The following is a 23,917-nucleotide window of genomic DNA, read 5'->3' as shown; positions in this document are numbered from 1 at the left end:
TCTTAACGCCGGATGTCATGCTGCCTGCTCGGGCACCTCGCCGTCCTTCGTTCCTTTTTGCCTGTGGTCAGGCGGGTTTGCGTCGTCTTTCGGCCACGTCCTGCGCCAGTTGCCGTGTATAGGCCTCAAGTTTGATCAATGCCGCATCGACCGGGCCGGCATCACGCGCTTCCAGTGCGTCTGTGATGTCACTGTGAAAGGCGATGATCTCTTCGCGGGATCGAGCCGTGAACGTAATCATGTTCATCAGAGGTTGCATAGCCTCGACCGCACCGGCCAATTGGTAGGACAGAACGGGGTTGCCCGCGCCATCCACAAGCGCGCGATGAAAGGCGACGTCGGACGCACAGAAAGCCTCATCAGTGAGACCTGGTTGCGCCTGACGAAAAATCTCGGCCCGCATGGTGGCGAGTTGATCCGCGGTACGACGTTGTGCCGACAAAGCAGCGCATGCACGTTCGAGCGCATAACGCGCTTCGCATGCGGTGTCGAAACTGACTGCGTTCATCGACAGCAGCAGTGTCGAGGTTGTGACTTGTTGGGAATAGGCGTCCTCAAAACTCAGCCGGTTCACAAACGCACCACCCGATGCCCCGCGTTGCGTGCGGATAAGGGACTGCGCTGCCAGACGTTTCAATGCTTCGCGAACCGTAGGCCGTGATACTTTGAACTGATCGGCCAACTCAGATTCTGATGGCAGACGCTCATCGACGATCAGCCGACCCGAGATAATGGCGTCGCGGATCGCCTGAGCAATTTGAGCGGATAGATCTGCAGTACTCTGAGGGTCGATTTTCATGGTTGTTTTCGGCGATGCGTAATTTTTATTTGTCTGACATTTAAAAGTCTGACATTTGAAAAGCAAGAGAGTTGAGTCGGGAGGAGCAAGTGAGTCGCTCAATTTTCCGCAGCGCGCTTTGGTTGGGCTTCTACATCACGATCCTTTGGTCGTGGTGGATGATGGTCTCAATGAGCCGCGATATGGACGTGGACTGGATCGGTCGACCCGGACCGATGGGTCAGGCGATGGCGGCCATGGATCCGCGTATGGACATGTATATGCCCATGGCCGAGTTCGGCCCACTTTTCTGGATGTGGGCGATCATGATGGCGGCCATGATGCTGCCGACTTTGGTGCCCACGTTGCGCAGTTATGATGATCTGATCCGCAGCGCGAACGGTACGCGGGCAGGGTGGCTGGGCGTTCTATCCGGATACTTCATAGTTTGGGTGGGCTTCGCTGCGCTGATCACTGGCCTGCAATTGGCGCTGCTGTTTGGCGGCGCGGTTGATATGTTGGGAATCGCTAAATCGCCATATCTGGCCGCCGGCCTGTTGATCGCCGTGGGTGCCTTTCAGTTTTCTCGGGCGAAAGAAGTCTGCCACGGTGTTTGCCATGCACCGATGACGTATTTTCTGGGCCACTGGAAAACCGGATTCGGCGGCGGTGTACGCATGGGCGTCGGACTGGGTGCGTTCTGTGTCGGTTGCTGCTGGGGCTTCATGGCGTTGGGCTTTGTCGGCGGCGTCATGAGCCTGCTCTGGATGGGGCTGGCGACCCTGTTCATGGTATTGGAAAAACTTCCCCAGATCGGGCACGCCGTGACCCGTCCTATGGGATTCGTCTTGATTGCGGGTGGTTTTGCACTGCTCGCTCATCACATTGTTTACGGAGGATAAGTCGATGGCTAAAAATAGAAAACCGGATGCAGACAAGCTGCCGGTCAGTCAAAGAATTGACAGCCGGATGCCAAATCCCAAGCGGCGTGAGATGAGCCCGACCGATTGGGCGGTTAAGGGTGAACTGATCCTGAATTGTTCGTGCGACGTATTCTGCCCATGCGTGGTTTCGCTGGGTGCACACCCTCCGACCGAAGGGCATTGCCACGCGTGGATGGGTATCGCGATCGACGAAGGCCATTACGAAGGCGAAGATTTGTCCGGTCTGAATGTAGGTCTGCTGGTTGATATCCCCGGACGCATGGGCGAAGGCCAGTGGAAAGTCGCGGCTTATGTGGATGAACGTGCCAGCGGCAAGGCTTACAATGGACTGTTGCAGATATTCAGCGGTCAGGCAGGTGGCACAACCGGGCTGTTCACTATGTTGGTCAGCGAGATCATAGGGGCTGAACGTGCACCGGTTCAGATCGAAAGGGACGGCACCAAACGCCGGATCATGATAGGGCGCAAGATTCAGGGTGAGATCGAAATGCTTGCGGGCAAAGACCCAGAGCACCCGGTGATGGTTTCAAATTCGAAATACTGGATGGGGCCGGACATCATTGTAGCAAAAGGCACGAAATCCAAGGTGCGCGACTATGGTCGCGTATGGGACTTCGGCGGCAAGTCAGCCGAGATCTGCCCGATTGACTGGCACGGGCCTAAGTAATGATAACCGGTGCCTATGCCCGTGAAATGGCGCGATATAACCACTGGCAAAACAACCAGTTAAAGAGCTTTCTCAAAGCTCTTTCAGACGAAGAATTGGCACGGGATCGCGGCGCTTTTTTCGGGTCGATCATGGGAACTGCCAATCATCTGCTTTGGGGGGATTGGATCTGGATTTCCCGGTTTGACAAGGGACCGGGGCCAGGTGGCGGCATTCCTGAGAGTGTCTCGATCTGCACTGGCATGGCCGACTGGCTGCCGCTGCGCGATACGATTGACGCCCGTATTGCCAGATGGGCCAATACGTTGGGGGATGATGTCCTGAGCGGTTCGTTCACGTGGTACTCGGCTGCAAAAGAGAACGACGTAACAAAGCCTTACTGGCAATGCGTCATTCATATGTTCAATCATCAGACACATCATCGCGGACAATTGCACCAAATGCTGACCGAGGCTGGTTCGCAGGCACCTGTCAGCGATCTTGTCTTTCTGCCAGAGGATTTCTGACATGGCAGTCATCTCACCGAACCGGCGCGTGCGCAAAACCCCATTCACTCCGGGCGTCGAGGCCGAAGGCGTCACAGGGTATACCGTTTATAATCACATGCTGCTTGCGACGGCTTTTGAAAGCGTCGAGGCTGATGCGGCGCATCTGAAACAGCATGTTCAGGTCTGGGATGTCTCGTGTGAGCGGCAGGTACAGATCAAAGGCCCGGATGCGTTGCGGCTGATGAAGATGCTCAGCCCGCGCGATATGGACAAAATGCAGGCGAACCAGTGCTATTATGTGCCGATAGTAGATCACAATGGCGGCATGCTGAATGATCCTGTTGCGATCAAACTGGCGGATGATCACTATTGGTTGTCGGTTGCCGATGGTGACCTTTGGCAGTTTGCTCTGGGAATCGTGATTGCGCTGGGGCTGGATGTCGATATTTCTGAGCCGGATGTGTCGCCCTTGGCGGTACAAGGCCCCAAGGCGGACGAGCTGATGACGCGCGTCTTTGGTGATGAAGTCAGGGATATAAAGTTCTTTCGATATAAACGGTTGGCGTTTGAAGATACATCATTCGTCGTCGCCCGGTCAGGCTGGTCGAAACAAGGCGGGTTCGAGATATACGTCGAAGGGACGGATTATGGCATGCCACTATGGGACACGCTGTTTTCTAATGGCCGAGACCTGAACGTGCGGGCAGGTTGCCCAAACGGGATTGAGCGTGTTGAAAGCGGTCTGTTGAGTTTCGGGTCGGACATGCGGCGCGAGAATACGCCCTATGAATGCGGGCTAGCACGGTTCTGCAATTCTCCGCTGGATTACATCGGCAAAGCCGCTTTGGCGGATCAGGCGAAAAACGGTCCGCCCCGGCAGATCCGTCCGCTTGTCATTGAAGGTGAGATCGGACCGTGCACCGAATCTTGGCCGCTGATGGCCGGGGGCCGGCAGGTCGGGCAGGTGGCTTCGGCTGCGTATTCACCCGAGTTTGGAGTGAATGTAGCCATTGGAATGGTCGACCGGTCCCATTGGGCGCCAGGTACGCGGATTGAATTGATGACCGAACATGGAATGCGATGGGCCGAAGTGCAGGAAAAATTCTGGCGCTAAGCCCTTGTTTCAGGAACACAGCCGATTGAGGCAATAGAAGGAGTAAGTTCATGTTTAATGCACTTGTCGTTGAAAAAGATGAAGAAAGTGGCCTCGCAAGCGCTTCGGTGAAGCAGATTTCTCTGGATACGCTGCCGGATGGAGAAGTGACGATCGCCGTTGAATATTCAACGGTGAACTACAAGGACGGCCTGTGCATGTCGCCCAAAGGCGGTGGTCTGGTGCGTAGCTATCCTCATATTCCGGGCATCGATTATGCGGGCACGGTCGAGCAGTCCTCGGATGCAAGCTACAAACCTGGCGACAAGGTCGTGCTGACGGGCTGGCGCGTAGGTGAAGCGCATTGGGGCGGCTATTCACAAAAAGCAAACGCGCGGGCAGATTGGCTGGTGCCGTTGCCGGATGGGTTGGATACACGGCAGGCGATGGCAGTTGGCACTGCCGGGTTCACCGCTATGCTGGCCGTCATGGCGCTGGAGGATCAAGGTTTGCAGCCGGGTCATGGCCCGGTGTTGGTCACAGGTGCCGCAGGAGGTGTCGGCTCGGTCGCGACGGCCATTTTGGCCCATCTGGGCTATGAGGTTGCAGCTGTGACCGGGCGTCCTGAAACCGAAGAATACCTGAAATCACTGGGTGCAACCACAATTGTCCCGCGTGACGAGTTGAACGAGACCACCAAGCGTCCGCTGGAAAGTGAAACTTGGTCCGGATGTGTTGATGCGGTGGGCGGAGCGATGCTTGCCCGCGTGCTGGGGCAGATGAAGTATGGGGCCTCGGTAGCTGCGGTTGGCCTTGCCGGTGGTGCGGCGCTGCCCGCAACCGTGATCCCATTCCTGCTGCGCGGTGTTAATCTGTTGGGCATCGACAGCGTGATGCAGCCATACGACAACCGGGTCCGTGCCTGGAAGCGTATCGCGACCGATTTGCCCATGGATAAGCTTGAGGCGATGGTCCATGCAGCAACCCTTTCTGATCTGCCCCAGTTGGGAGCGGACATTCTGCAAGGTCAGGTAAAAGGGCGCGTCGTGGTAAACGTGAACGCTTGATAGACAAAACAGACAACGGATCGGCCGGAGCATGCATCCGGCCGACCCAATTGTCGGGAATGAGGCCGAAATGCCGGAAACAGTTCTGGCCATTGCCACATTTCGTGACCATGATTGCTATACATCCCATTTGTGATGGCTTAAGACCCATCCGAACATCACCTGAAGACGGGGAGTGAGCAGCATGTCTGATGATTTCGAACTCGATACCGATGATCTGAAACGCCGCATGGACGGTGCCATGGCCAACCTCAGAACTGAATTCGCTTCGCTGCGGACCGGTCGTGCATCGGCTTCAATGCTTGAGCCCGTCATGGTCGATGCTTACGGCGCGATGACTCCGATCAATCAGGTTGGTACCGTGAACGTCCCTGAACCGCGCATGGTAACCGTGAATGTTTGGGACAAGGGCCTCGTCGGCAAAGTTGAAAAGGCCATTCGGGAAAGCGGTTTGGGTATTAACCCGCAACTGAATGGTACCATCATCATGCTGCCGATTCCCGAACTGAACGAAGAACGCCGTCGCGAGCTCGGCAAGGTCGCGGGTCAATATGCAGAAAGCGCACGGGTTTCGATCAGGAATGTGCGCCGTGATGGCATGGACCAGATCAAAAAGGCCAAGGCAGACGGCATGTCCGAGGACGATCAGAAATTCTGGGAAACCGAGGTTCAGGAGCTGACGGATACCATGATCAAATCCGTCGATGATGCGCTCGAGACCAAACAAGCCGAGATCATGCAGGTCTGAGCCTCGGATATGCCAAAGGATCCCGATACCTCTCCGATTTCAGGGCCGCGCCACGTTGCTATCATCATGGACGGCAACGGTCGCTGGGCACAGTCACGCGGGCGGCCTCGATTGTTTGGCCATCATGCAGGTGCGCGCCGCGTCCGTGAGGTGGTCGAGGCCTGCCCAGGTTTAGGGATCAAGTATCTGACAGTATTTGCGTTTTCGACTGAAAACTGGAAACGCACTCAGGTCGAAGTTGCAGGCCTGATGAGCTTGTTTCGCCGTTACATCGTCAAAGAGACCAAGACCTTGAAAGATAACGGCATTCGGGTCCGTTTCATTGGGGATAGAGTTCGGCTGGATGCCAAGTTGACCGAGCTGATGGATACGCTTGAACGCGAAACACAGAACAATGACCTGGTTCATCTAACCGTTGCCTTGAACTATGGCGGTCGTGACGAGGTGGCGCGCGCGACCAGACGTTTGGCACGTGACGTTGCCGATGGCATTCTGCGCCCCGAGGACGTGGACGAGGAAACTCTGCCCAAATATCTGGACACGCGCGTTCTGCCAGACCCCGATTTGGTGATCCGTACCAGTGGTGAAGCGCGGATTTCTAATTTCCTGCTGTGGCAGTCTGCCTATTCCGAGTACGAATTCATCGATACTCTGTGGCCTGATTTCACCGCTGCAGAACTGGAACGGCTGTGCCGCAACTATGGATCGCGTGAACGGCGGTTTGGAGCGGTCCCGGCATGAGTGATGGCCGATGGTCTGATCTGACTGCCCGGGTTTTGTCGGCTTCGGTTCTTGTGACTATTGCGGCAGTCGAAGTTTGGCTAGGCGGCCTGTGGTTTGAGATATTTATCGGCACCGTCTGCGGTCTGATGATATGGGAACTGATCCGGATGATCGACCCAGAACGTCAGGGTGTCGCGATTCAGCTGGCGATACTGACCGGGTTCGCTGTGGTTCTAAGCTATCATCTACCACCGCTATACAAGCTTCCATGTTTGGTGGCCCCGGCATTGGTAGGAGCAGGACAGATCAGCCGTGCGCGTGGGATATACGTCCTGTTTGCCCTTTGGATCGCGATGTCGGGGCTGGGATTCATATCGATCCGAGAGAACCTGGGATTCGGATGGATGGTTTGGCTGATCCTCGTGGTCGTGGCCACGGATGTCGCCGGGTATTTTGTGGGCAAAACGCTTGGCGGACCTAAGTTCTGGCCCAGAGTTAGCCCCAAGAAGACATGGTCCGGTACGGTTGGAGGCTGGGTTGCCGCGGCGCTGGTCGGAACAGTTTTTGCGCACTATGCCGGTTTCGGCATTGCTTTTATCGTTGTCTCGGTTCTTGCCTCTATGGCCAGCCAGATCGGTGATATTGTTGAAAGCGCGACAAAACGTGGCTTTGGCGTTAAGGACAGCTCAAACCTTATCCCCGGTCATGGCGGGTTTCTGGATCGGTTTGATGGGATGATGGGCGCGTCAGTCTTTGTGTTGCTCGCAGGGCTGTTTTACGCGCCTGGAGGTATGTGATGCGAAGGGTATCTATATTTGGTGCGACTGGTTCCATTGGCCAGAATACGATTGATCTGATCGCAAGAAATCCGAATGCCTATGACGTGGTCGCGTTGACCGGTGGACGCAACGTCGCGCAGCTTGCACGCGATGCGGTGCGCCTGGATGCTGACGTGGCGGTGACTGCGTTTGATGACAAACTCGATGATCTGCGTGACGCATTGGCCGGCAGCGGAGTGCGAGCGGCTGCGGGGCAGGCCGCTCTGATCGAGGCCGGGGCGCGACCGGCGGATTGGGTGATGTCGGCGATTGTCGGTTCCGCAGGATTGGCTCCGGGGATCGAAGCGTTGAAACAAGGGGCGACACTCGCGCTTGCCAACAAGGAAACGCTGGTTTGTGCCGGGCCGCTGGTTCTGGAAACGGCTCGGGCGCATGGCGCCACGCTATTGCCCGTGGATAGCGAACATTCGGCAGTTTTTCAGGCGCTTGTGGGCGAGGATATGACTAGCGTCGAACGGATCATTATCACCGCAAGCGGTGGAGCGTTCCGGGATTGGCCGCTTGGCGATCTGGCCAAAGCAACTGTTGAACAGGCATCGAGTCATCCGAACTGGAACATGGGACAGCGGATTACGATCGACAGCGCATCTATGTTCAACAAGGCATTGGAAGTTATAGAAACCAAAGAATATTTTGGCGTTAACCCATCGAATATCGAAGTCCTCGTGCACCCCGAATCCATCGTTCACGCACTGGTCGGATTTCAGGACGGCGCCTTGATGGCGCATCTGGGGGCTCCGGATATGCGCCATGCCATCGGGTACGCGCTGCATTGGCCCGAACGGCGCGATTTACCAGTTGCGCGTCTGGATCTCGCGCAACTGGGTCAGTTGCGATTTCATGCACCGGATGAAGCGCGTTACCCGGCTTTGCGTCTTGCCCGCGAAGTGATGCAGCGCGGCGGCTTGTCCGGTGCGATCTTCAACGCCGCCAAAGAGCGCGCATTGGACCACTTTATAGAAAACCGGATACGTTTTTTGGATATGGCAGACACGGTGTCGGCCGTGTTGGAGCGCTTTGAGGCCTCAGACAGCCTGATTGATGCACCATTGACCCTTGATAATGTACAGCAAACGGACCATCTCGCACGTCAGTGGGTCGATGAAACCGTATTGGAACGAGCAGGATAGAACTTTTGGACATACTCTCTTTGATCCCGCAATTTGGCAATCTGCTCTACACGATAATAGCCTTCGTTATTGCGCTTTCAGTGATTGTCGCGGTGCACGAATACGGCCACTACATCGTTGGTCGGTGGTCTGGCATTCATGCCGAAGTGTTCTCGATCGGTTTCGGCCCGGTTCTATGGAGCCGCGTAGACAAGCGCGGCACTCGCTGGCAGGTCGCGTTGCTGCCATTTGGCGGTTATGTCAAATTCCTGGGGGATGCCAATGCCGCGTCCGGCAAAGACGTAGACGCGATGAGTGAGATCTCTGCACAAAGCCCGGAAGAGCTGCGCCGCACCATGCACGGCGCCCCGCTTTGGGCGCGTGCGGCTACTGTTGCGGCAGGGCCGGTCTTTAATTTCGTGATGTCGATATTGGTGTTTGGCCTGATTTTCTGGTCGCAGGGTGTTTCCCGTGAACCTTTGACTGTTGGCGCACTGCAGCCGTTGCCTGGTACAATTCAGGGTCTGCAGGAGGGCGATGAGGTTATCGCCATCGCAGGCGTTCCAACACCGGATTTCGATAACGCAAGCAACTGGTCCGATTTCATCAATTCGCTGCCTGTAGAACCAGAGCTGGACTATACGGTTATCCGAGATGGAGAGACCACTGAGGTCGTGGCACCTTGGCTCTTTCCACCGCTAATCCAACAGGTTACGCCGCGCAGTGCAGCGATGGACATACAGTTGCAGCAAGGCGACGTAATCACGGCGGTAGACGGTGATCCGATCTTTGCGTTCGAGCAGCTTAAGGAACATGTCGAAGGATCGAACGGGCGCGTATTGCTATTGGATGTATGGCGCGACGGGGCGGATTTAGAATTTGCACTTGCGCCCCGACGCACCGACGAGCCGACGTCGGATGGTGGTTTCATCACCCATTGGCGCATCGGTATCGTCGGCGGCATGATGATCGATCCCGAAACCGTTCCAGCGGGCATTTGGGATTCGATCGAAGGTGGCGTGGTCCAAACCGGGCGCATCATCGAAGGCTCACTGTCGGGAATGTGGCACATGATCACCGGAGCGATCAGCACCTGCAACATTTCCGGGCCGATCGGTATTGCCGAAACCTCGGGTGCTATGGCCAGCCAGGGGGCTCAGAACTTCATCTTCTTCATCGCCGTATTGTCAACGGCGGTCGGGTTGCTGAACCTGTTCCCGATCCCAGCCTTGGATGGGGGGCATTTGCTATTCTACGCTTATGAAGCTGTGTCTGGTAGACCACCCAGTGATAAAGCGCTGAGGGTACTGATGGGGGTCGGTGTCACACTAATCCTGTCATTGATGCTTTTCTCGGTCAGTAATGATCTGTTCTGCTGATTAAGGCGATCTTGGCACCGTTCCGACGCAAAATTGCCGCAATTCAAGCCTATCTTATTGGGGTGCATCGATAAGTGTAGGCTTGAGTTCAATGACCAAGGCGTTTCAAAAATCCTATCAGAGTGTCAGCGTCCTGTTCCAGTTGAACTGGGATATGCTGCTCAGCTTTGCCGTGACCGCACTGGCCCTAGCTGTTGGTGGTTATCTGCTCGGTTTGTGATTCTCCTGAACATGTCTGACTTACGTGCAACGGCCTTATGGGCCGTTTTTGCTTTTTCGTCTTTTGACATGGCCCCACAATCGGGCTACTCAGCAGCTAAAGGCTGAAAATTCTGGGTAGTGATAAAAATGACTGACAGCAGGCGCACGGGCACATACTGCGGCTCGCGGGGGCGGAAAAGCAACATTTTGTGGCAGGCACTAACGTTCTTTTTCCTTTTTGCTACACCGGGTTTACTGGTTCTGACGCAGCCCGCGCAGGCGCAATCCTACACCATCAACAGCTTCGAGGTTGAGGGCAATCGACGGATCGAGACTTCGACGATTATCGCCCGCACCGGAATCGAACCGGGGCAGACTGTTACGGCAGGACAATTGAATGATGCCTTCCAGCGTTTGCTTGACAGTGGTGTTTTTGAAACAGTCGAACTTACACCGCGTGGCAGTACGTTGGTCATCGCGGTCGAGGAATACCCGACCATCAACCAGATCAGCATCGAGGGCAATCGCCGCGTAAAAGACGATCTCCTGCTCGAAGCGATATCGTCCCAAACCCGCCGCGTCTTCACGCCTCAACAGGCCGAAGCGGACGCTGACCTGATTGCCGAAGTATATTCGGCGCAGGGCCGCGTATCCGCGACGGTTATCCCGCGTATCATACGTCGCAGCGATAACCGTGTCGATCTGGTGTTCGAAGTCGCCGAAGGAACGACAATCGAGGTCGAGCGCGTCAGTTTTGTAGGAAACCGCGCGTTTTCGGACCGTCGCCTGCGCCGCGTGCTTGAAACAAAGCAGGCGAACATTCTGCGGACCTTCCTTCGCGGCGACACCTTCATTGCCGACAGAATCGAATTCGACAAACAGGTGATCCGTGATTTCTACCTGTCACGCGGTTATATCGATTTTCGCGTCAATAGTGCCAATGTCGAATTCACCCGCGAACGGGATGCATTCTTTCTGGTTATGAACGTCACAGAAGGACAGCGGTTCTCGTTCGGTCAGATTACGACCGTCAGTGAGATCCCGGGTGTGGACCCAGCGCCTTATCAGGCGGCTCTGAAAGTCAAACCAGGTGTAATTTACTCTCCGACGGTGCTTGAGAACTCGATCGCGCGGATGGAGCGTCTGGGGCTGAAAAACGGCGTTGATTTCCTGCGGGTCGAGCCCCGGGTAACGCGTAATCCCCGCGATCTGACGTTGGATGTCCAGTTCGTGCTGACCCGTGGCCCGCGTATCTTTGTGGAACGCATCGATATCGAGGGGAACACAACCACCCTAGACCGTGTGATCCGCCGTCAATTCGATACCGTTGAAGGCGACCCCTTCAATCCCCGTGAAATCCGCCAGAGCGCCGAACGTATTCGCGCCTTGGGTTTCTTCTCAGTCGCTGATGTGGAAACCCGCGAGGGATCGTCGCCAAGCCAGGTCATCGTGGACGTGGATGTCGAAGAACAACCCACCGGTTCGTTGAGCCTGGGTGGTAGCTACTCGGTCTCGGACGGTTTCGGGATCGCAATCGGATTGAATGAATCGAACTTCCTCGGCCGCGGGCAAAACCTGGGTATCACGTTGTCGACAGCTCAGGATTCTGAGCAGTACGTTATCAACTTTACCGAGCCTTATCTGCTGGGCCGTAAGCTACGCTTTGATCTTGGGCTTGGTCTGGCCAGCACCAACTCGAGCTTTGCCAGCTACGACACAAAAACAGTGTTCTTCCGCCCACAGCTGAGCTACGCGATCGGTGAATTGTCGGCGCTGCGTCTTCGCTATGGTTGGGATCGCAGCGAAATGACCCAGCAGAGCAATGAGCGGAACGGCGCTGTCATCTCATCAGAGATCGATCAGGGGAAACGAACCAGCAGTTCTCTGGGTGTATCCTACGTATACGATAGCCGTATTGGTGGCCTGAACCCCACAGCGGGCGTCCTGTTCGAAGTCGGCGTGGATGCTGCTGGTCTTGGCGGGGACAATGAATTCTTCAAAACCACGGCACGGGCGATAGCCCAGAAACGCGTCCTCAACGAAGAAGTCGTATTGCGCGCGACGCTTGAATTGGGTGCACTGAACTGGACCGGGGACGATTTCAGCCGCACGCTCGACCGGTTTGTTCTAGGTCCTAGCACATTCCGCGGGTTTGAGCCTGCTGGTATCGGGCCGCGTGACCTTTCGAACGGGCAGGACGATGCCATCGGCGGCAACTACTACTGGGTTGCTCGTTTCGAATCGGACTTCCCGCTGGGGCTGCCCGAAGAACTGGGGCTGCGTGGCGGCGTCTTCTACGATGTTGGAAACCTCTACAATCTCAACAACGTCAACACCGCTGGCGCTGATATTGTTGGTGAAAGCGGTTCGATCCGGCATGTTGTAGGGGTATCCGTACTGTGGGAAACACCGTTTGGTCCGCTTCGCTTCAACTTCTCGCAGGCCCTCAAGAAAGAGGACTTCGATAAAGAGCAAAGCTTTGACCTGACCGTTCAAGCCAGGTTCTGATCGCGAATGATCACCGAAGTTAAGAACATCCTGCAGGGCCCGCTAAGGGCCCTGTGCGTTTTGGTACTTGTAGCTGTAGCAATGCCGCTGGGTGCGCAGCAATTGGGCGTGCCACAAACAGACGTTCTGACAATCTCCAGTGAGCGTTTGTTTGCAGATTCCGCCTTTGGGCAGCGCGTCTTTCGCGAGATTGAAGCCGAAAGCACCCTTTTGGCTGAAGAAAACGAACGGATTGTGGCGCAGTTGAGCAAGGAAGAAAAAGATCTGACCGAAAAGAGGTCAGATCTTTCGGCGAACGAGTTTCGCCCGCTTGCCGAAGCTTTTGACGAGAAAGTTCAATCACACCGTGACGGCCAGCGCGCCAAACTGGACGCATTAGCGCGGCGCGGCGAAGAGGCGCGTGGTCAGTTTTTTGAAATGGCGCAACCGGTGCTGATCGAATTGCTGCGCGAATTTGGCGCCTCGATCGTGATCGAGCGGTCCAATGTGGTTCTAAGCACGGACGCCTCAGATATTACCAACGCTGCGATCGCCAGGATCGATGCCGCAATCGGCGACGGCGCTACACTTGAAAACAATAACAACGAATAGGCTGGCTTGCCCTTGGGTACGGGTATTGCTAACCACGCTTGAAAGAGACATCCAGAACAGGACATCCGCACCATGACCACGGAAACCAAGAGCGCCGACATTCAGCTGATTCAGCGTATATTGCCGCATCGCTATCCGTTTTTGCTGGTCGACAAGGTTGTGGATATCGATGGCTATCAATCAGCGGTGGGCATCAAGAATGTCACCATGAACGAGCCGCACTTTCAGGGCCATTTCCCCGGAACTCCGATCATGCCTGGCGTGACCATTGTCGAGGCGATGGCGCAGACTGCAGGGGTTATGCTGGGTGTCGGCATGGATGTCATCGACAGCGAGTTGCTGATCTATTTCATGAATATCGACAAATGCAAATTCCGCCGCAAGGTCGTACCAGGCGATGTTCTCGAAATGCATGTCGAAACTGTACGCGGTAAGAAAGGTGGCAAGATCTTCAAGTTCAGCGGCCGCGCGACAGTCGAGGGCGAGGTTGCTGCCGAAGCTGAATTTTCGGCCTATGTCGACTGGGACATGGAAAAAACAACATGAGCGGTATTCATCCCAGCGCCATTATCGAAGACGGTGCGCAGATCGGGCAGGGTTGTACGATTGGTCCATTCTGCCATATCGGTCCGCAGGTCCGTCTGGGCGATCGGGTCGAATTGAAATCCCATGTCGTAGTCACCGGCGATACGTCAATTGGTGATGACACAGTGATTTTTAGCTTCGCAGTAGTCGGTGAAATCCCACAAGATAAGAAATTCGGTGGTGAGAACACACGCCTTGAAATCGGTGAACGCAATCGCATTCGCGAGCATGTGACCATCAACACCGGCACGGATGGCGGCGGTGGTATCACCCGGATTGGCGATGACTGCTTACTGATGGCCGGTGTCCACGTGGCGCATGATGTACAAATCGGCAACCGGGTCATTCTGGTGAATCACGCTGGCGCGGCTGGTCACTGTATTATCGAGGATGACGTCATCGTTGGCGGAATTTCGGGCTTACATCAGTTCGTGCGCGTAGGTCGCGGTGCCATCATTGGCGCGCTTACGATGGTCCCGAATGATGTGATCCCATATGGGCTTGTTCAGGCGCCTCGGGGCGAGCTGGATGGCTTGAATCTGGTCGGTTTGAAACGGCGTGGTGTAACGCGTGAGGATATCTCGGCATTGCGCGCGGCCTTCAAGGAACTGTCAGAAGGAGACGGCACCTTCATGGATCGCGCCACCCGGCTGGGCGAGGATGCAGACAACGAATATGTGCGCCAGATCGTCGAATTTGTGACGGGGCAAACAGACCGTTCGTTCCTGACCCCGAGGAAGTAGGCCAATGCTGGCATTGATCGCAGGAACTGGCGCTTTACCAGACGAGGTGGTCAATTGTCTGCCAAACCGCCCGCTGATCTGCGCTCTGGAAGGGTTTGAGCCCGATACACTGACCACCGACTTGGTTTTTCCATTGGAGCAACTGGGTAGCTTCGTCGCCGATCTCAAAGCCCGCGGCGTGACCGAGATTTGCATGGCAGGGGCAGTGCGTCGTCCGACTGTCAATCCAGCTCGCATTGATGCGGCGACGATGCCGCTGGTGCCGATCCTGCAAAAGGCCATCATGGCCGGTGACGACGGCGCATTGCGCGCGGTCATTGGTATATTTGAGGATGCCGGTTTGACGGTCCGTGCGGCGCATGAGATCGCACCGGATTTGCTGCCGCCTCTTGGCTCATTGACCGAAGCCCAACCTTCTGAAGCTGATCACGCCGACGCAGATCGAGCGGCAGGAATCCTGGGCAACATGGGGACGGCGGATATCGGTCAGGCTTGCGTAGTACTGAAATCCCAAGCGTTGGCGATCGAGGGCATCTATGGCACCGCATGGATGCTGCAATCCTTGACTCAGCGCCCCGACGCGGGCGGTGGCATTCTGTACAAGGGTCCAAAACGAGATCAGGATCGCCGCGCAGATATGCCTGCCATCGGACCCGACACCGTTTCGGGGGCTGTCGCGGCGGGCCTGTCGGGCATTGTCATCGAAAAGGGCGGCGTCATTGTTTTGCAGCGCGACCGCGTGATTGATGAATGCAATCGCCTTGGTTTGTTTCTTTATGTCCGCGAGCGCACGGTCTGATGCGCGTATTTCTGGTCGCCGGTGAACCCTCGGGCGACCGTTTGGGGGCCGCGTTGATGGAAGGTCTGCGTACCCTTTTGCCAGAGGTGCAGTTTGATGGGGTTGGCGGGCCGCTAATGCAGGCGCAGGGGCTGACCAGCCGATTTCCCATGTCCGAACTCAGCATTATGGGGTTGGTCGAGGTTCTGCCCAAGTTCTTTCACCTGAAACGCCGTATCGCTGAGACTGCTCAGGCAGTTCTAGACACGAAGCCTGATGTACTGATCACTGTCGACAGCCCGGATTTCTCGTTGCGTGTGGCTAAGCTGGTAAAGGCCTCCAGCGAGATTCGCACTGTCCACTACGTTGCCCCCAGCGTCTGGGCCTGGAGACCGGGGCGCGCAGACAAGATGGCGAAAGTAATCGATCACGTCCTTGCGCTGTTACCCTTTGAACCGCCTTATATGGAGCGGGCAGGGATGGAGTGTGACTTTGTCGGCCATCCGGTTGTGAACGAACCCATTGCGTCCGATCAGGATATCCAGCGATTCCGCGCGGCTCACGATCTGGGCGACGCGCCCATCGTGCTGGCTTTGCCCGGCTCTCGACGGGGTGAGGTCGAGCGGCTGGCTCCGATCTTTGGCGCTGCTTTGCAGGAATTTCTGAAAGACCGTCCCGGTATGCGCGTGGTCGTGCCCGCAGTTGCACATATGGTTGATGCGGTCGTCGAACAGGTTCGGAACTGGCCGGGGAATCCGATAGTTGTCGATCCGCGGGAATTGCCCTCGGACGACGCGCAAGCGCAGAAACAGGCAGCGTTTGCCGCAGCTGATCTTGCATTGGCTGCATCCGGCACGGTCTCATTGGAACTGGCCGCGCAGGCAACACCGATGGTGATCGCCTATAACCTCAACTGGCTGACCACGCTGATCGCAAAACGAATGGTTAAGCTGGACACCGTCACACTGGTCAATCTGGTCTCGGAGACACACACAGTACCCGAATGTCTGCTGGATGAATGCCAACCGGACAAGATCGCTTCGGCGTTGGAACAGGTGGCCGCCACCCCCGACGCCCAACATCAAGCCATGGCGACGACGATGGAGCGTCTTGGTCGCGGTGGCGAAGCACCGGGTCGGCGTGCGGCAAGGGCCGTTTTGGACAGAATGAAATCGTGATGCTGGATCACACGATCTTCGCTGCTTCGGCCTTCATGGCGCAGGTTTTGACCAATCTCGACAACCTTGCAGCTCTTGTAGCGTTGATGATGGTGTCTGGTCCGCGCCGGACCGTTGCGGGGTTCCTGCTGGCGCAAATGTTAATCATCGCTGCCGCCTTATTGTTGGCCTTGGGTGTCGATGATGTGGTGCCACATTGGGCTGGATATCTGGGCGTGATACCACTTGGCCTCGGGCTGATCGGAGTTATCCGTCAGTTCCGCGGATCGGAGACCGAGGAGGCCCCTCAAATATCCACGGGTGCTTCGACATTCGTCACCATGCTGCTGTTCATAAGTCTGTCGATGGACACGTTCGCTGTGCTTGCGCCGCTATTGGCCGACTCAGCCCCCAGCTATCGGATTGCGGGTGTCACCGGCGCGGTGGCAGCAGCGCTGACGCTGACCATGCTGGGGCTTTGGGGTGCACAATCCCCAATCATGACTGGCGGTTTCGCACGTCGGCTTGAGAAACTGGTGCCTTACGTAATGATTTGTGCCGGGATCTATATCCTCAGCAACTCGTGGACTGACGCGATTTAGTAACCGCGCCAGATCCAGCCGCCGCCAAAGATACGGCTGCCATCGGTTTCGTAGAACACACAAGCCTGACCCGGAGAGATACCTTCCTCGGGCGTCAGCAATTCAACCTCGGCTGTTGTGTCCGAAAGGGGGCGAATAATCGCCTCACGCGGCGGGCGGGTCGAGCGGACTTTGACCGAAACATGCCATTCGTTCTTTGACGTGAACGGTTCGTCACCCAGCCAATTGATCTCGCGCACGGGAACGGTTCTTGTGGCCAACATCTCTTTGGGGCCGACAACAACCTGTTTCTTGTCCACATCCAGCTTGACCACATACAAAGGTTCGCTGAGACCACCGATACCGAGCCCACGACGCTGACCGATCGTATAGTGAATCACCCCGTTATGCTGCGCCAGAACGCGGCCATCGGCGTGTACGATCTCACCAGGTTCTGCGGCTCCGGGGCGCAGTTTTTCGATCACGCTGGCATAGTTTCCGTTGGGCACAAAACAGATGTCCTGGCTGTCCGGCTTGTCCGCCACCGCCAACCCGTATTGCGCGGCCATTTCGCGCGTGGCGTCCTTGGAGGGCAGGTGGCCTAGCGGGAAACGCAGGAAATCCAACTGTTCCGGTGTGGTCGAAAATAGGAAATAGGACTGATCGCGATTTGCATCCTCAGCGCTATGAAGCTCGGCGCCATTGGGGCCCATCTTTCGCTGGATGTAATGGCCTGTGGCCATGCAGTCGGCCTCAAGGTCCTTGGCGGTCTCAAGCAAGTCCTTGAACTTCACCCGTTCATTGCAACGGATGCAGGGCACCGGAGTCGCGCCGGCAAGATAGCTGTCGGCGAATTCGTCGATTACAGCGTCCTTGAAGATATTTTCATAGTCCAAGACGTAGTGAGGGAACCCGCGTTCTTCCGCCACGCGACGCGCATCATGGATGTCGATCCCCGCACAGCACGCGCCTTTCTTGGCCAACGCCGCACCGTGATCGTAAAGCTGCAGAGTAACACCTACGACATCATAGCCTTGATCAGCGAGATGGGCCGCCACAACAGAGCTGTCCACACCGCCGGACATGGCCACGACTACCCGCGTTTCCGAGGGTGGTTTGGCAAAGCCAAGCGAGTTCAGCGGGGTCTCGGTATCGAGGGCCATAGGCGGTTCCTGTCCGGGTTAAGAAAGACCGGCAGAATATAAGAAAATTCTAGACACTCTCAAGGGGCGGTTTCACGCCCTTTTAAGTAGGCTGGGTGCAGCTTTGTCGCAGCAGCAGAAGGTATGAGAGATGTATTTGCACAAAGTGGAAGGTCCAAGGTCGGTCACCCTACCGGACGGGAGCGTGCTGACACGCGCCGATTTGCCTCCTGCGGATACGCGGCGCTGGGTGGCGTCGCGCAAGGTGATCGTCGTGCGTGGTGTACTTTATGGGTTGATTTCGTTGTCCGAAGCCAAAAAGCGCTATGGCATCAGCGATGAAGAGTTCAACTCGTGGGTCTCAGCAGTTGCTGAGCACGGGATCGATGCGTTGAAGGTAACGGCCTTAAAAAAATATCGACAACTTAAAGGTGAAAGTGAATAAATGATTCAACGATAACGTCAGATTAACCATTTTTATTCAGGCTCAAATCAGTTGAAGAATTTGACCTAAATTGGAGCAGTGAACATGCGCATACTTCTTGTCGAGGATGATCCAACCACGTCCAAAAGCATCGAACTGATGCTGACACACGCCAATCTCAACGTGTATGCGACGGACCTTGGCGAAGAAGGCATCGATCTGGCCAAGCTATATGATTACGACCTCATCCTGTTGGACTTGAATCTGCCGGATATGAACGGCCATGAAGTGCTGCGCCAACTGCGCATAGCACGGGTAGAGACACCGATCCTGATTCTGTCGGGCGCTGATGACACCGAAAGCAAGATCAAGGGATTCGGATTTGGAGCAGACGATTATCTGACCAAGCCTTTCCATCGCGAAGAGCTGGTGGCGCGCATTCATGCGATTATCCGCCGCTCTAAGGGGCATTCTCAATCCGTGATTCACACCGGGCAGGTCGCCGTAAATCTGGATGCCAAAACCGTAGAGGTGAACGGAAAAACCGTACACCTGACAGGCAAGGAATATCAGATGCTGGAACTTCTGAGCCTGCGGAAAGGGACAACACTGACCAAAGAAATGTTCCTGAACCATCTCTACGGCGGCATGGATGAGCCCGAGCTCAAGATTATCGACGTCTTCATCTGCAAGTTACGCAAGAAACTCAGCAATGCGACCGGCGGTGAGAATTATATCGAGACGGTCTGGGGTCGTGGATACGTCCTGCGTGATCCGCAAGCAAACAACATGGGTGAAACCCGCATGGCCGTAGGTGCCTGATCTTATATGATTGCTACCGTCAATGGTCCGGGGCGGTAAATCCACTCGCGTGTCAGCACAACACTGGACCTGACCATTGCCTCGTCCTATCACTGGTTTTCAAGACGATGTGACAGGGCGGGGCCATGAGCGATACCACAGCAATCGCAGATCTGACAGAAGATGAAGCACGGGAAGAATTGGCCCGGCTCGCCAAGGAATTGCTGCGGGCAAACCAGCTTTATCACACTGAAGATGCTCCAGAAATTTCGGATGCCGACTATGATGCTCTCAAGCGTCGCAATGCCGAGATCGAGGCGCGTTTCCCCGAACTGAAACGCTCCGACAGCCCTACTGAACGAGTGGGTGCACGCGTTTCAGACGGGTTTGCAAAAGTGACCCACGCCGTGCGTATGATGTCACTGGGCAATGCGTTTGATGACACGGATGTTGCCGATTTTGACCGCTCGATCCGCAAATATCTGGGACTGGGAGATGAGGCACCGCTCGCCTATACAGCTGAGCCCAAAATCGACGGCCTGTCATTATCCCTGCGGTATGAGCAGGGTGAACTGATGCAGGCTGCAACACGTGGTGATGGTGAGACCGGTGAAAACGTTACCGCAAATGCGCGTACGCTTTCCGATATTCCACACCGAATTGACGGTGCACCAGACGTTCTTGAGGTTCGCGGCGAGGTCTACATGTCTCACCATGATTTCGAGGCTTTGAACGCACGTCAGGACGAAACAGGTGGAAAGACCTTTGCAAATCCGCGCAACGCTGCGGCTGGTTCGCTCCGTCAACTGGATTCCGAAATAACACGATCTCGCCCGCTGAAATTCTTTGCCTACGCCTGGGGTGAACTGTCTGCACCGCTGGCTGAGACTCAGATGAGCGCAATTGATCGCCTCAAAACCTTGGGGTTCCAGGTAAATGCGCTGACAAGGCGTTGCTCAACGACTAATGAGATGTTGGAACATTACCGTCTGATTGAAGCTCAGCGCGCGACCTTGGGCTATGACATTGATGGGGTCGTATACAAGGTCGATGATCTGAGTCTGCAGGCCCGGCTGGGTTTCCGATCTACCACGCCCCGCTGGGCAATTGCGCACAAGTTTCCTGCCGAACTGGCTTGGACGCGGCTTGAAGCCATCGACATTCAGGTGGGTCGTACGGGCGCGCTTAGCCCGGTAGCGCGGCTGCATCCGGTAACCGTTGGCGGGGTAGTTGTCTCGAACGCGACCCTACACAATGAAGATTATATTGCTGGGCGGGACGCCAAAGGCGGAGTCATTCGTGAAGGCAAGGATATTCGCGTTGGAGATTGGGTTCAGGTCTATCGGGCCGGGGATGTGATCCCGAAAATCTCGGATGTTGATCTGTCGAAACGACCCGATGATGCGCGGCCCTTCGCTTTCCCGACGAAATGCCCGGAATGTGACAGCGACGCGATCCGGGAAGAGGGGGATGCGGTCCGCCGCTGCACAGGGGGGCTGATATGTCCCGCTCAGGCGGTTGAAAAACTCAAACATTTCGTATCGCGCAAGGCGTTCGATATCGAAGGGCTTGGCGCAAAACAAATCGAGATGTTTTATGGCGATCCTGTTCTGCCAATAAACACACCCGCTGATATATTTACGTTGAAAGATCGCGACACCGAAAACCTGGCCCGGTTGAAAAACCGCGACGGCTGGGGCGAGACATCGGCAAGCAACCTGTTTGCAGCGATCGATGACAAGCGAACCATACCGTTTGCCCGTCTGTTGTTCGCTCTGGGGATTCGTCATGTGGGCGAAGTTGGTGCACGAGATTTGGCGTTGTTTTATCGGGAATGGGATGTAATGGCGGCCTCCATTGATACGGCCCGGCCTGCCGCGCTTGCGCAGCGTGCAGCCGATGAAGCGGAAGACGCCGAGAGGATCGCGGCTACTGCAGAAGCGAGGCGTGCGAAAGTTAAAGAAGTTCGGGGCGCGGCTTTCGCGCGAATGGATGTTTCGACAGATGCCGCCAGCGCCTGGGCTGATCTGATTGGTATCGACGGAATCGGCGCCACGCTCGGGTTGTCACTATCTGATGCGTTTGCCAATTCGGAGGAGCGCCAAGCATTTGATGATCTGCGTAAACATCTGACGGTTGTTCCACCAGAGGCTCCTGCGTCGGACAGTCCGGTCGCAGGAAAAACCGTCGTGTTTACGGGAACGCTTGAAAAGATGACACGCGCCGAGGCCAAGGCCCGCGCCGAAGCGTTGGGAGCCAAAGTGTCCGGCTCAGTCAGCCAGAAAACTGATTTGCTCGTGGCGGGCCCGGGTGCAGGGTCCAAGGCGAAAAAAGCGGCTGATCTGGGCATCGAAACCTTGGATGAAGATAGCTGGCTTCAACTGATTGGCGATCTATGAGCGGTAGGCCTGAACAGCTCTTTCCGCTGTTTGCGGGTCTTGAAACACTAGATGGTGTGGGGCCGAAGACCGCGCAGCTTCTGGGCCAATTGGGGATCGATTCACCGCGCGATGTATTGTTTTCGCTACCCTATGCGGTGATTGACCGGCGGCGACGCGATACGATTCAGGGCGCCGACCTTCCGACGACTCTGACTGTTGAGGTGACGATCGGCGCCCATCGACCACCGCGGAACAAAGGGGGCGCATATCGCATTCATGTTGAAGACAGTCAGGCGGATTTCCAACTGGTGTTTTTTCATGCCCGAGGGGACTATCTGAAGAAGCTGTTGCCGGAGGGCGCACGCCGGGTGGTATCGGGAAAGCTTGAGCTGTTCGATGGCATGGCTCAGATGGTACACCCCGATCATATGGTCGCGCCTGAAAACGCAGGCGAATTGCCCGAGTTTGAACCGGTTTATCATCTGACGCAGGGTGTGACGCAAAAAACTGCCTATAAAGCTGCTCAAAGTGCGTTGGCGCGAGTACCTGCATTGGCCGAATGGGCCGACCCCGCTCAGGTGGCACAACAGAATTGGCCAGATTGGACAACTGCTATTCACGCGGCGCATTACCCACAAGGGGCGGACGACGTAGCACCTTTTGCGCCTGCGCGGGAACGTCTGGCTTACGATGAGCTGCTCGCACATCAACTGACGCTGGCCCTGGCACGACAGCGTGAGCGTAAAGCGCGGGGGATCGTCAGTCTCGGCACCGGTGCTTTGCAATCCAAGGTGCTTGCAAGCCTTCCATATCGACCAACCGGAGCGCAGACACGCGCGATCGAGGAAATCTCGGCAGATATGGCCGCTGAGACGCGGATGAACCGGTTGCTTCAGGGCGATGTGGGGGCAGGAAAAACTCTAGTAGCATTTGTTTCGCTGCTCATAGCCGTTGAAGCTGGCGGGCAGGGGGTAATGATGGCCCCTACCGAAATCCTTGCCCGGCAGCATCTTGAAGGGCTGCGTCCATTGGCAGAAGAAGCCGGAGTTGTACTGGAAATCCTGACCGGGCGCGACAAGGGGGCTGAGCGTCGAGCGAAGCTGGCCGCGCTGAAGCAGGGAGATATTCAGATATTGGTCGGTACCCACGCGGTGTTTCAGGACGATGTTGAATTCAAAGCCCTAAGGCTGGCCATCGTTGATGAGCAGCACCGTTTTGGCGTCCGCCAACGCATGGAGCTGTCCGAAAAGGGCCAACGCGCTGATGTGCTGGTGATGACCGCTACGCCCATCCCGCGCAGTTTGGCGCTTGCGCAGTACGGCGATATGGACGTCTCGGTGCTGGATGAAAAGCCGCCGGGTCGTAAACCGATCAAGACCGCAGTCGTCAGCACGCAACGCATGGACGAAGTTGTGGCCCATCTGCGCGGTGCGATTGATGCAGGCAAACAATGCTATTGGGTGTGCCCATTAGTCGATGAATCCGAGGTCTCGGACCTGACTGCAGCTGAAGAGCGTTTCAAAAGGTTGCGCGCGATCTTGGGGGACGATGTGGTGGGTCTGGTACACGGCCAAATGCCGCCCGCCGATAAAGACGCGGCAATGGCGGCGTTTCAGAGTGGTAAGACCAAAGTCCTTGTCGCTACTACGGTGATCGAGGTTGGGGTGAACGTGCCGAACGCCACGATCATGGTGATTGAGCGGGCAGAGATTTTTGGTCTGGCGCAGTTGCATCAGCTTAGGGGCCGAGTTGGACGTGGTGAAGATGCCTCAACCTGTTTGTTGATGTATCAGCCACCGCTTAGCGAGGGTGGTCGCAAACGGCTGGAGGTACTCCGAGAAACTGAAGACGGCTTCCGCATTGCCGAGACCGATCTGCAGATGCGCGGTGCGGGTGACTTGATCGGAACCGCACAATCTGGCCTGCCAAAGTTCCGGATAGCTGATCTTGAAAGGCAAGCTGGGCTGATGGCGGTGGCGCAATCAGATGCGCGCGCTTTGCTGTCCGCAGACCCCAAATTGACGTCGGATCGGGGGCAGGCTGCGCGTGTTCTTCTGTGGCTTATGAAGCAGGATCAGGCGATCCGTTTGATATCAGTGGGTTAGACCGAAAATCCCACTAAGTCCACAAATGTTCTCAAAAAGTTCTTTACCGACTCGTTAAAATATGAGAACAAAAGGTCAACAAAGG

At 56.1% G+C, this 23,917-nt stretch carries 24 protein-coding genes; 22 read left to right on the top strand and 2 right to left on the bottom strand.

What is annotated here, in order from left to right:
* Positions 1 to 67: 67 nt before the first annotated feature.
* A complete protein-coding gene (locus tag ACR0AH_RS03755; protein ID WP_480590445.1) occupies positions 68 to 799 on the bottom strand; it encodes a FadR/GntR family transcriptional regulator in 732 nt (243 codons plus the stop codon).
* Positions 800 to 888: 89 nt separating this feature from the next.
* Between ACR0AH_RS03755 and ACR0AH_RS03750 the strand changes: the two genes are divergently transcribed.
* From ACR0AH_RS03750 to ACR0AH_RS03665, 18 genes are all read left to right on the top strand, one after another.
* Positions 889 to 1,680, top strand: coding sequence for a DUF2182 domain-containing protein (locus ACR0AH_RS03750; protein WP_170562820.1), 792 nt, complete (start codon positions 889 to 891; stop codon positions 1,678 to 1,680).
* A 4-nt stretch (positions 1,681 to 1,684) separates the two neighbouring features.
* Positions 1,685 to 2,389, top strand: a complete 705-nt coding sequence (locus ACR0AH_RS03745) for a DUF1326 domain-containing protein (RefSeq protein ID WP_170393142.1) — start codon at positions 1,685 to 1,687, stop codon at positions 2,387 to 2,389.
* A complete protein-coding gene (locus ACR0AH_RS03740) occupies positions 2,389 to 2,895 on the top strand; it encodes a DinB family protein (protein ID WP_480590442.1) in 507 nt (168 codons plus the stop codon). Before ACR0AH_RS03745 ends, ACR0AH_RS03740 begins: the two co-directional genes overlap by 1 nt.
* A 1-nt stretch (position 2,896) precedes the next feature.
* On the top strand, positions 2,897 to 3,991 hold the full coding sequence (locus ACR0AH_RS03735; RefSeq protein ID WP_480584996.1) for a dimethylsulfoniopropionate demethylase: 1,095 nt from the start codon (positions 2,897 to 2,899) through the stop codon (positions 3,989 to 3,991).
* Positions 3,992 to 4,041: 50 nt separating this feature from the next.
* A complete protein-coding gene (gene acuI / locus ACR0AH_RS03730) occupies positions 4,042 to 5,037 on the top strand; it encodes an acryloyl-CoA reductase (RefSeq protein WP_480590439.1) in 996 nt (331 codons plus the stop codon).
* A gap of 184 nt (positions 5,038 to 5,221) precedes the next feature.
* Entirely contained in the window at positions 5,222 to 5,785 is a 564-nt protein-coding gene (frr, locus tag ACR0AH_RS03725) for a ribosome recycling factor (RefSeq protein WP_170393138.1), read from the top strand.
* A 9-nt stretch (positions 5,786 to 5,794) separates the two neighbouring features.
* Complete coding sequence (locus ACR0AH_RS03720; RefSeq protein ID WP_480590435.1) at positions 5,795 to 6,526, top strand: isoprenyl transferase; 732 nt, start codon at positions 5,795 to 5,797, stop codon at positions 6,524 to 6,526.
* Positions 6,523 to 7,305: a phosphatidate cytidylyltransferase gene (locus ACR0AH_RS03715; protein ID WP_170646011.1), complete on the top strand. Its 783-nt coding sequence runs from the start codon at positions 6,523 to 6,525 to the stop codon at positions 7,303 to 7,305. Before ACR0AH_RS03720 ends, ACR0AH_RS03715 begins: the two co-directional genes overlap by 4 nt.
* Positions 7,305 to 8,477 carry a 1-deoxy-D-xylulose-5-phosphate reductoisomerase gene (gene dxr, locus ACR0AH_RS03710; protein ID WP_480590431.1) on the top strand — a complete coding sequence of 391 codons (1,173 nt, stop codon included), beginning with the start codon at positions 7,305 to 7,307 and terminating at the stop codon, positions 8,475 to 8,477. The genes ACR0AH_RS03715 and dxr overlap by 1 nt, the downstream gene beginning before the upstream one ends.
* A gap of 5 nt (positions 8,478 to 8,482) precedes the next feature.
* Complete coding sequence (gene rseP / locus ACR0AH_RS03705) at positions 8,483 to 9,835, top strand: RIP metalloprotease RseP (protein ID WP_480590428.1); 1,353 nt, start codon at positions 8,483 to 8,485, stop codon at positions 9,833 to 9,835.
* Positions 9,836 to 9,926: 91 nt separating this feature from the next.
* Positions 9,927 to 10,055 (top strand): hypothetical protein, encoded by a 129-nt coding sequence (locus tag ACR0AH_RS03700; RefSeq protein WP_255612105.1) that lies wholly within the window; start codon positions 9,927 to 9,929, stop codon positions 10,053 to 10,055.
* Between the two features lie 128 nt (positions 10,056 to 10,183).
* A complete protein-coding gene (gene bamA, locus ACR0AH_RS03695; RefSeq protein ID WP_170393133.1) occupies positions 10,184 to 12,544 on the top strand; it encodes an outer membrane protein assembly factor BamA in 2,361 nt (786 codons plus the stop codon).
* A gap of 6 nt (positions 12,545 to 12,550) precedes the next feature.
* The gene (locus tag ACR0AH_RS03690; protein ID WP_170732144.1) at positions 12,551 to 13,135 is read left to right on the top strand and encodes an OmpH family outer membrane protein; all 585 of its coding nucleotides are present in this window, start codon (positions 12,551 to 12,553) and stop codon (positions 13,133 to 13,135) included.
* Between the two features lie 72 nt (positions 13,136 to 13,207).
* Positions 13,208 to 13,681 (top strand): 3-hydroxyacyl-ACP dehydratase FabZ, encoded by a 474-nt coding sequence (gene fabZ, locus ACR0AH_RS03685; protein WP_170393131.1) that lies wholly within the window; start codon positions 13,208 to 13,210, stop codon positions 13,679 to 13,681.
* Positions 13,678 to 14,463 (top strand): acyl-ACP--UDP-N-acetylglucosamine O-acyltransferase, encoded by a 786-nt coding sequence (gene lpxA, locus ACR0AH_RS03680; protein WP_170405636.1) that lies wholly within the window; start codon positions 13,678 to 13,680, stop codon positions 14,461 to 14,463. Before fabZ ends, lpxA begins: the two co-directional genes overlap by 4 nt.
* 4 nt (positions 14,464 to 14,467) lie before the next feature.
* Positions 14,468 to 15,262 carry an LpxI family protein gene (locus tag ACR0AH_RS03675; RefSeq protein ID WP_480590425.1) on the top strand — a complete coding sequence of 265 codons (795 nt, stop codon included), beginning with the start codon at positions 14,468 to 14,470 and terminating at the stop codon, positions 15,260 to 15,262.
* Complete coding sequence (lpxB, locus tag ACR0AH_RS03670; RefSeq protein ID WP_480590422.1) at positions 15,262 to 16,419, top strand: lipid-A-disaccharide synthase; 1,158 nt, start codon at positions 15,262 to 15,264, stop codon at positions 16,417 to 16,419. Before ACR0AH_RS03675 ends, lpxB begins: the two co-directional genes overlap by 1 nt.
* Entirely contained in the window at positions 16,419 to 17,000 is a 582-nt protein-coding gene (locus ACR0AH_RS03665) for a cadmium resistance transporter (RefSeq protein WP_170646017.1), read from the top strand. The genes lpxB and ACR0AH_RS03665 overlap by 1 nt, the downstream gene beginning before the upstream one ends.
* Here the strand turns inward: ACR0AH_RS03665 and mnmA are convergent.
* Positions 16,997 to 18,142, bottom strand: coding sequence for a tRNA 2-thiouridine(34) synthase MnmA (mnmA, locus tag ACR0AH_RS03660; protein ID WP_170646018.1), 1,146 nt, complete (start codon positions 18,140 to 18,142; stop codon positions 16,997 to 16,999). The two genes, ACR0AH_RS03665 and mnmA, sit on opposite strands and share 4 nt — an antisense overlap.
* A gap of 130 nt (positions 18,143 to 18,272) precedes the next feature.
* On the opposite strand from mnmA, the gene sciP reads away from it, so the two are divergent.
* The 4 genes from sciP (at position 18,273) to recG (ending at position 23,832) form a co-directional block, all read left to right on the top strand.
* A complete protein-coding gene (sciP, locus tag ACR0AH_RS03655) occupies positions 18,273 to 18,566 on the top strand; it encodes a CtrA inhibitor SciP (protein WP_170393125.1) in 294 nt (97 codons plus the stop codon).
* An 84-nt stretch (positions 18,567 to 18,650) separates the two neighbouring features.
* Entirely contained in the window at positions 18,651 to 19,367 is a 717-nt protein-coding gene (ctrA, locus tag ACR0AH_RS03650; RefSeq protein ID WP_170393124.1) for a response regulator transcription factor CtrA, read from the top strand.
* A 125-nt stretch (positions 19,368 to 19,492) separates the two neighbouring features.
* On the top strand, positions 19,493 to 21,745 hold the full coding sequence (gene ligA, locus ACR0AH_RS03645) for an NAD-dependent DNA ligase LigA (RefSeq protein WP_480590418.1): 2,253 nt from the start codon (positions 19,493 to 19,495) through the stop codon (positions 21,743 to 21,745).
* Positions 21,742 to 23,832: an ATP-dependent DNA helicase RecG gene (gene recG / locus ACR0AH_RS03640; RefSeq protein WP_170646021.1), complete on the top strand. Its 2,091-nt coding sequence runs from the start codon at positions 21,742 to 21,744 to the stop codon at positions 23,830 to 23,832. The genes ligA and recG overlap by 4 nt, the downstream gene beginning before the upstream one ends.
* The last annotated feature ends 85 nt before the right edge of the window (positions 23,833 to 23,917 follow it).

The organism is Ruegeria sp. AM5 (assembly GCF_056540645.1).
Note: the sequence above shows the minus strand (reverse complement) of the source record. Positions and strands in the feature narration are given on the sequence as shown.

Coding starts and splice junctions, on each gene's coding strand:
- ACR0AH_RS03755 (WP_480590445.1), bottom strand. CDS start 799: ATGAAAATCGACCCTCAGAGTACTGCAGATCTATCCGCTCAAATTGCT.
- ACR0AH_RS03745 (WP_170393142.1), top strand. CDS start 1,685: ATGGCTAAAAATAGAAAACCGGATGCAGACAAGCTGCCGGTCAGTCAA.
- ACR0AH_RS03740 (WP_480590442.1), top strand. CDS start 2,389: ATGATAACCGGTGCCTATGCCCGTGAAATGGCGCGATATAACCACTGG.
- ACR0AH_RS03735 (WP_480584996.1), top strand. CDS start 2,897: ATGGCAGTCATCTCACCGAACCGGCGCGTGCGCAAAACCCCATTCACT.
- acuI (WP_480590439.1), top strand. CDS start 4,042: ATGTTTAATGCACTTGTCGTTGAAAAAGATGAAGAAAGTGGCCTCGCA.
- frr (WP_170393138.1), top strand. CDS start 5,222: ATGTCTGATGATTTCGAACTCGATACCGATGATCTGAAACGCCGCATG.
- ACR0AH_RS03720 (WP_480590435.1), top strand. CDS start 5,795: ATGCCAAAGGATCCCGATACCTCTCCGATTTCAGGGCCGCGCCACGTT.
- ACR0AH_RS03715 (WP_170646011.1), top strand. CDS start 6,523: ATGAGTGATGGCCGATGGTCTGATCTGACTGCCCGGGTTTTGTCGGCT.
- dxr (WP_480590431.1), top strand. CDS start 7,305: ATGCGAAGGGTATCTATATTTGGTGCGACTGGTTCCATTGGCCAGAAT.
- ACR0AH_RS03700 (WP_255612105.1), top strand. CDS start 9,927: ATGACCAAGGCGTTTCAAAAATCCTATCAGAGTGTCAGCGTCCTGTTC.
- bamA (WP_170393133.1), top strand. CDS start 10,184: ATGACTGACAGCAGGCGCACGGGCACATACTGCGGCTCGCGGGGGCGG.
- ACR0AH_RS03690 (WP_170732144.1), top strand. CDS start 12,551: ATGATCACCGAAGTTAAGAACATCCTGCAGGGCCCGCTAAGGGCCCTG.
- fabZ (WP_170393131.1), top strand. CDS start 13,208: ATGACCACGGAAACCAAGAGCGCCGACATTCAGCTGATTCAGCGTATA.
- lpxA (WP_170405636.1), top strand. CDS start 13,678: ATGAGCGGTATTCATCCCAGCGCCATTATCGAAGACGGTGCGCAGATC.
- ACR0AH_RS03675 (WP_480590425.1), top strand. CDS start 14,468: ATGCTGGCATTGATCGCAGGAACTGGCGCTTTACCAGACGAGGTGGTC.
- lpxB (WP_480590422.1), top strand. CDS start 15,262: ATGCGCGTATTTCTGGTCGCCGGTGAACCCTCGGGCGACCGTTTGGGG.
- ACR0AH_RS03665 (WP_170646017.1), top strand. CDS start 16,419: ATGCTGGATCACACGATCTTCGCTGCTTCGGCCTTCATGGCGCAGGTT.
- mnmA (WP_170646018.1), bottom strand. CDS start 18,142: ATGGCCCTCGATACCGAGACCCCGCTGAACTCGCTTGGCTTTGCCAAA.
- sciP (WP_170393125.1), top strand. CDS start 18,273: ATGTATTTGCACAAAGTGGAAGGTCCAAGGTCGGTCACCCTACCGGAC.
- ctrA (WP_170393124.1), top strand. CDS start 18,651: ATGCGCATACTTCTTGTCGAGGATGATCCAACCACGTCCAAAAGCATC.
- ligA (WP_480590418.1), top strand. CDS start 19,493: ATGAGCGATACCACAGCAATCGCAGATCTGACAGAAGATGAAGCACGG.
- recG (WP_170646021.1), top strand. CDS start 21,742: ATGAGCGGTAGGCCTGAACAGCTCTTTCCGCTGTTTGCGGGTCTTGAA.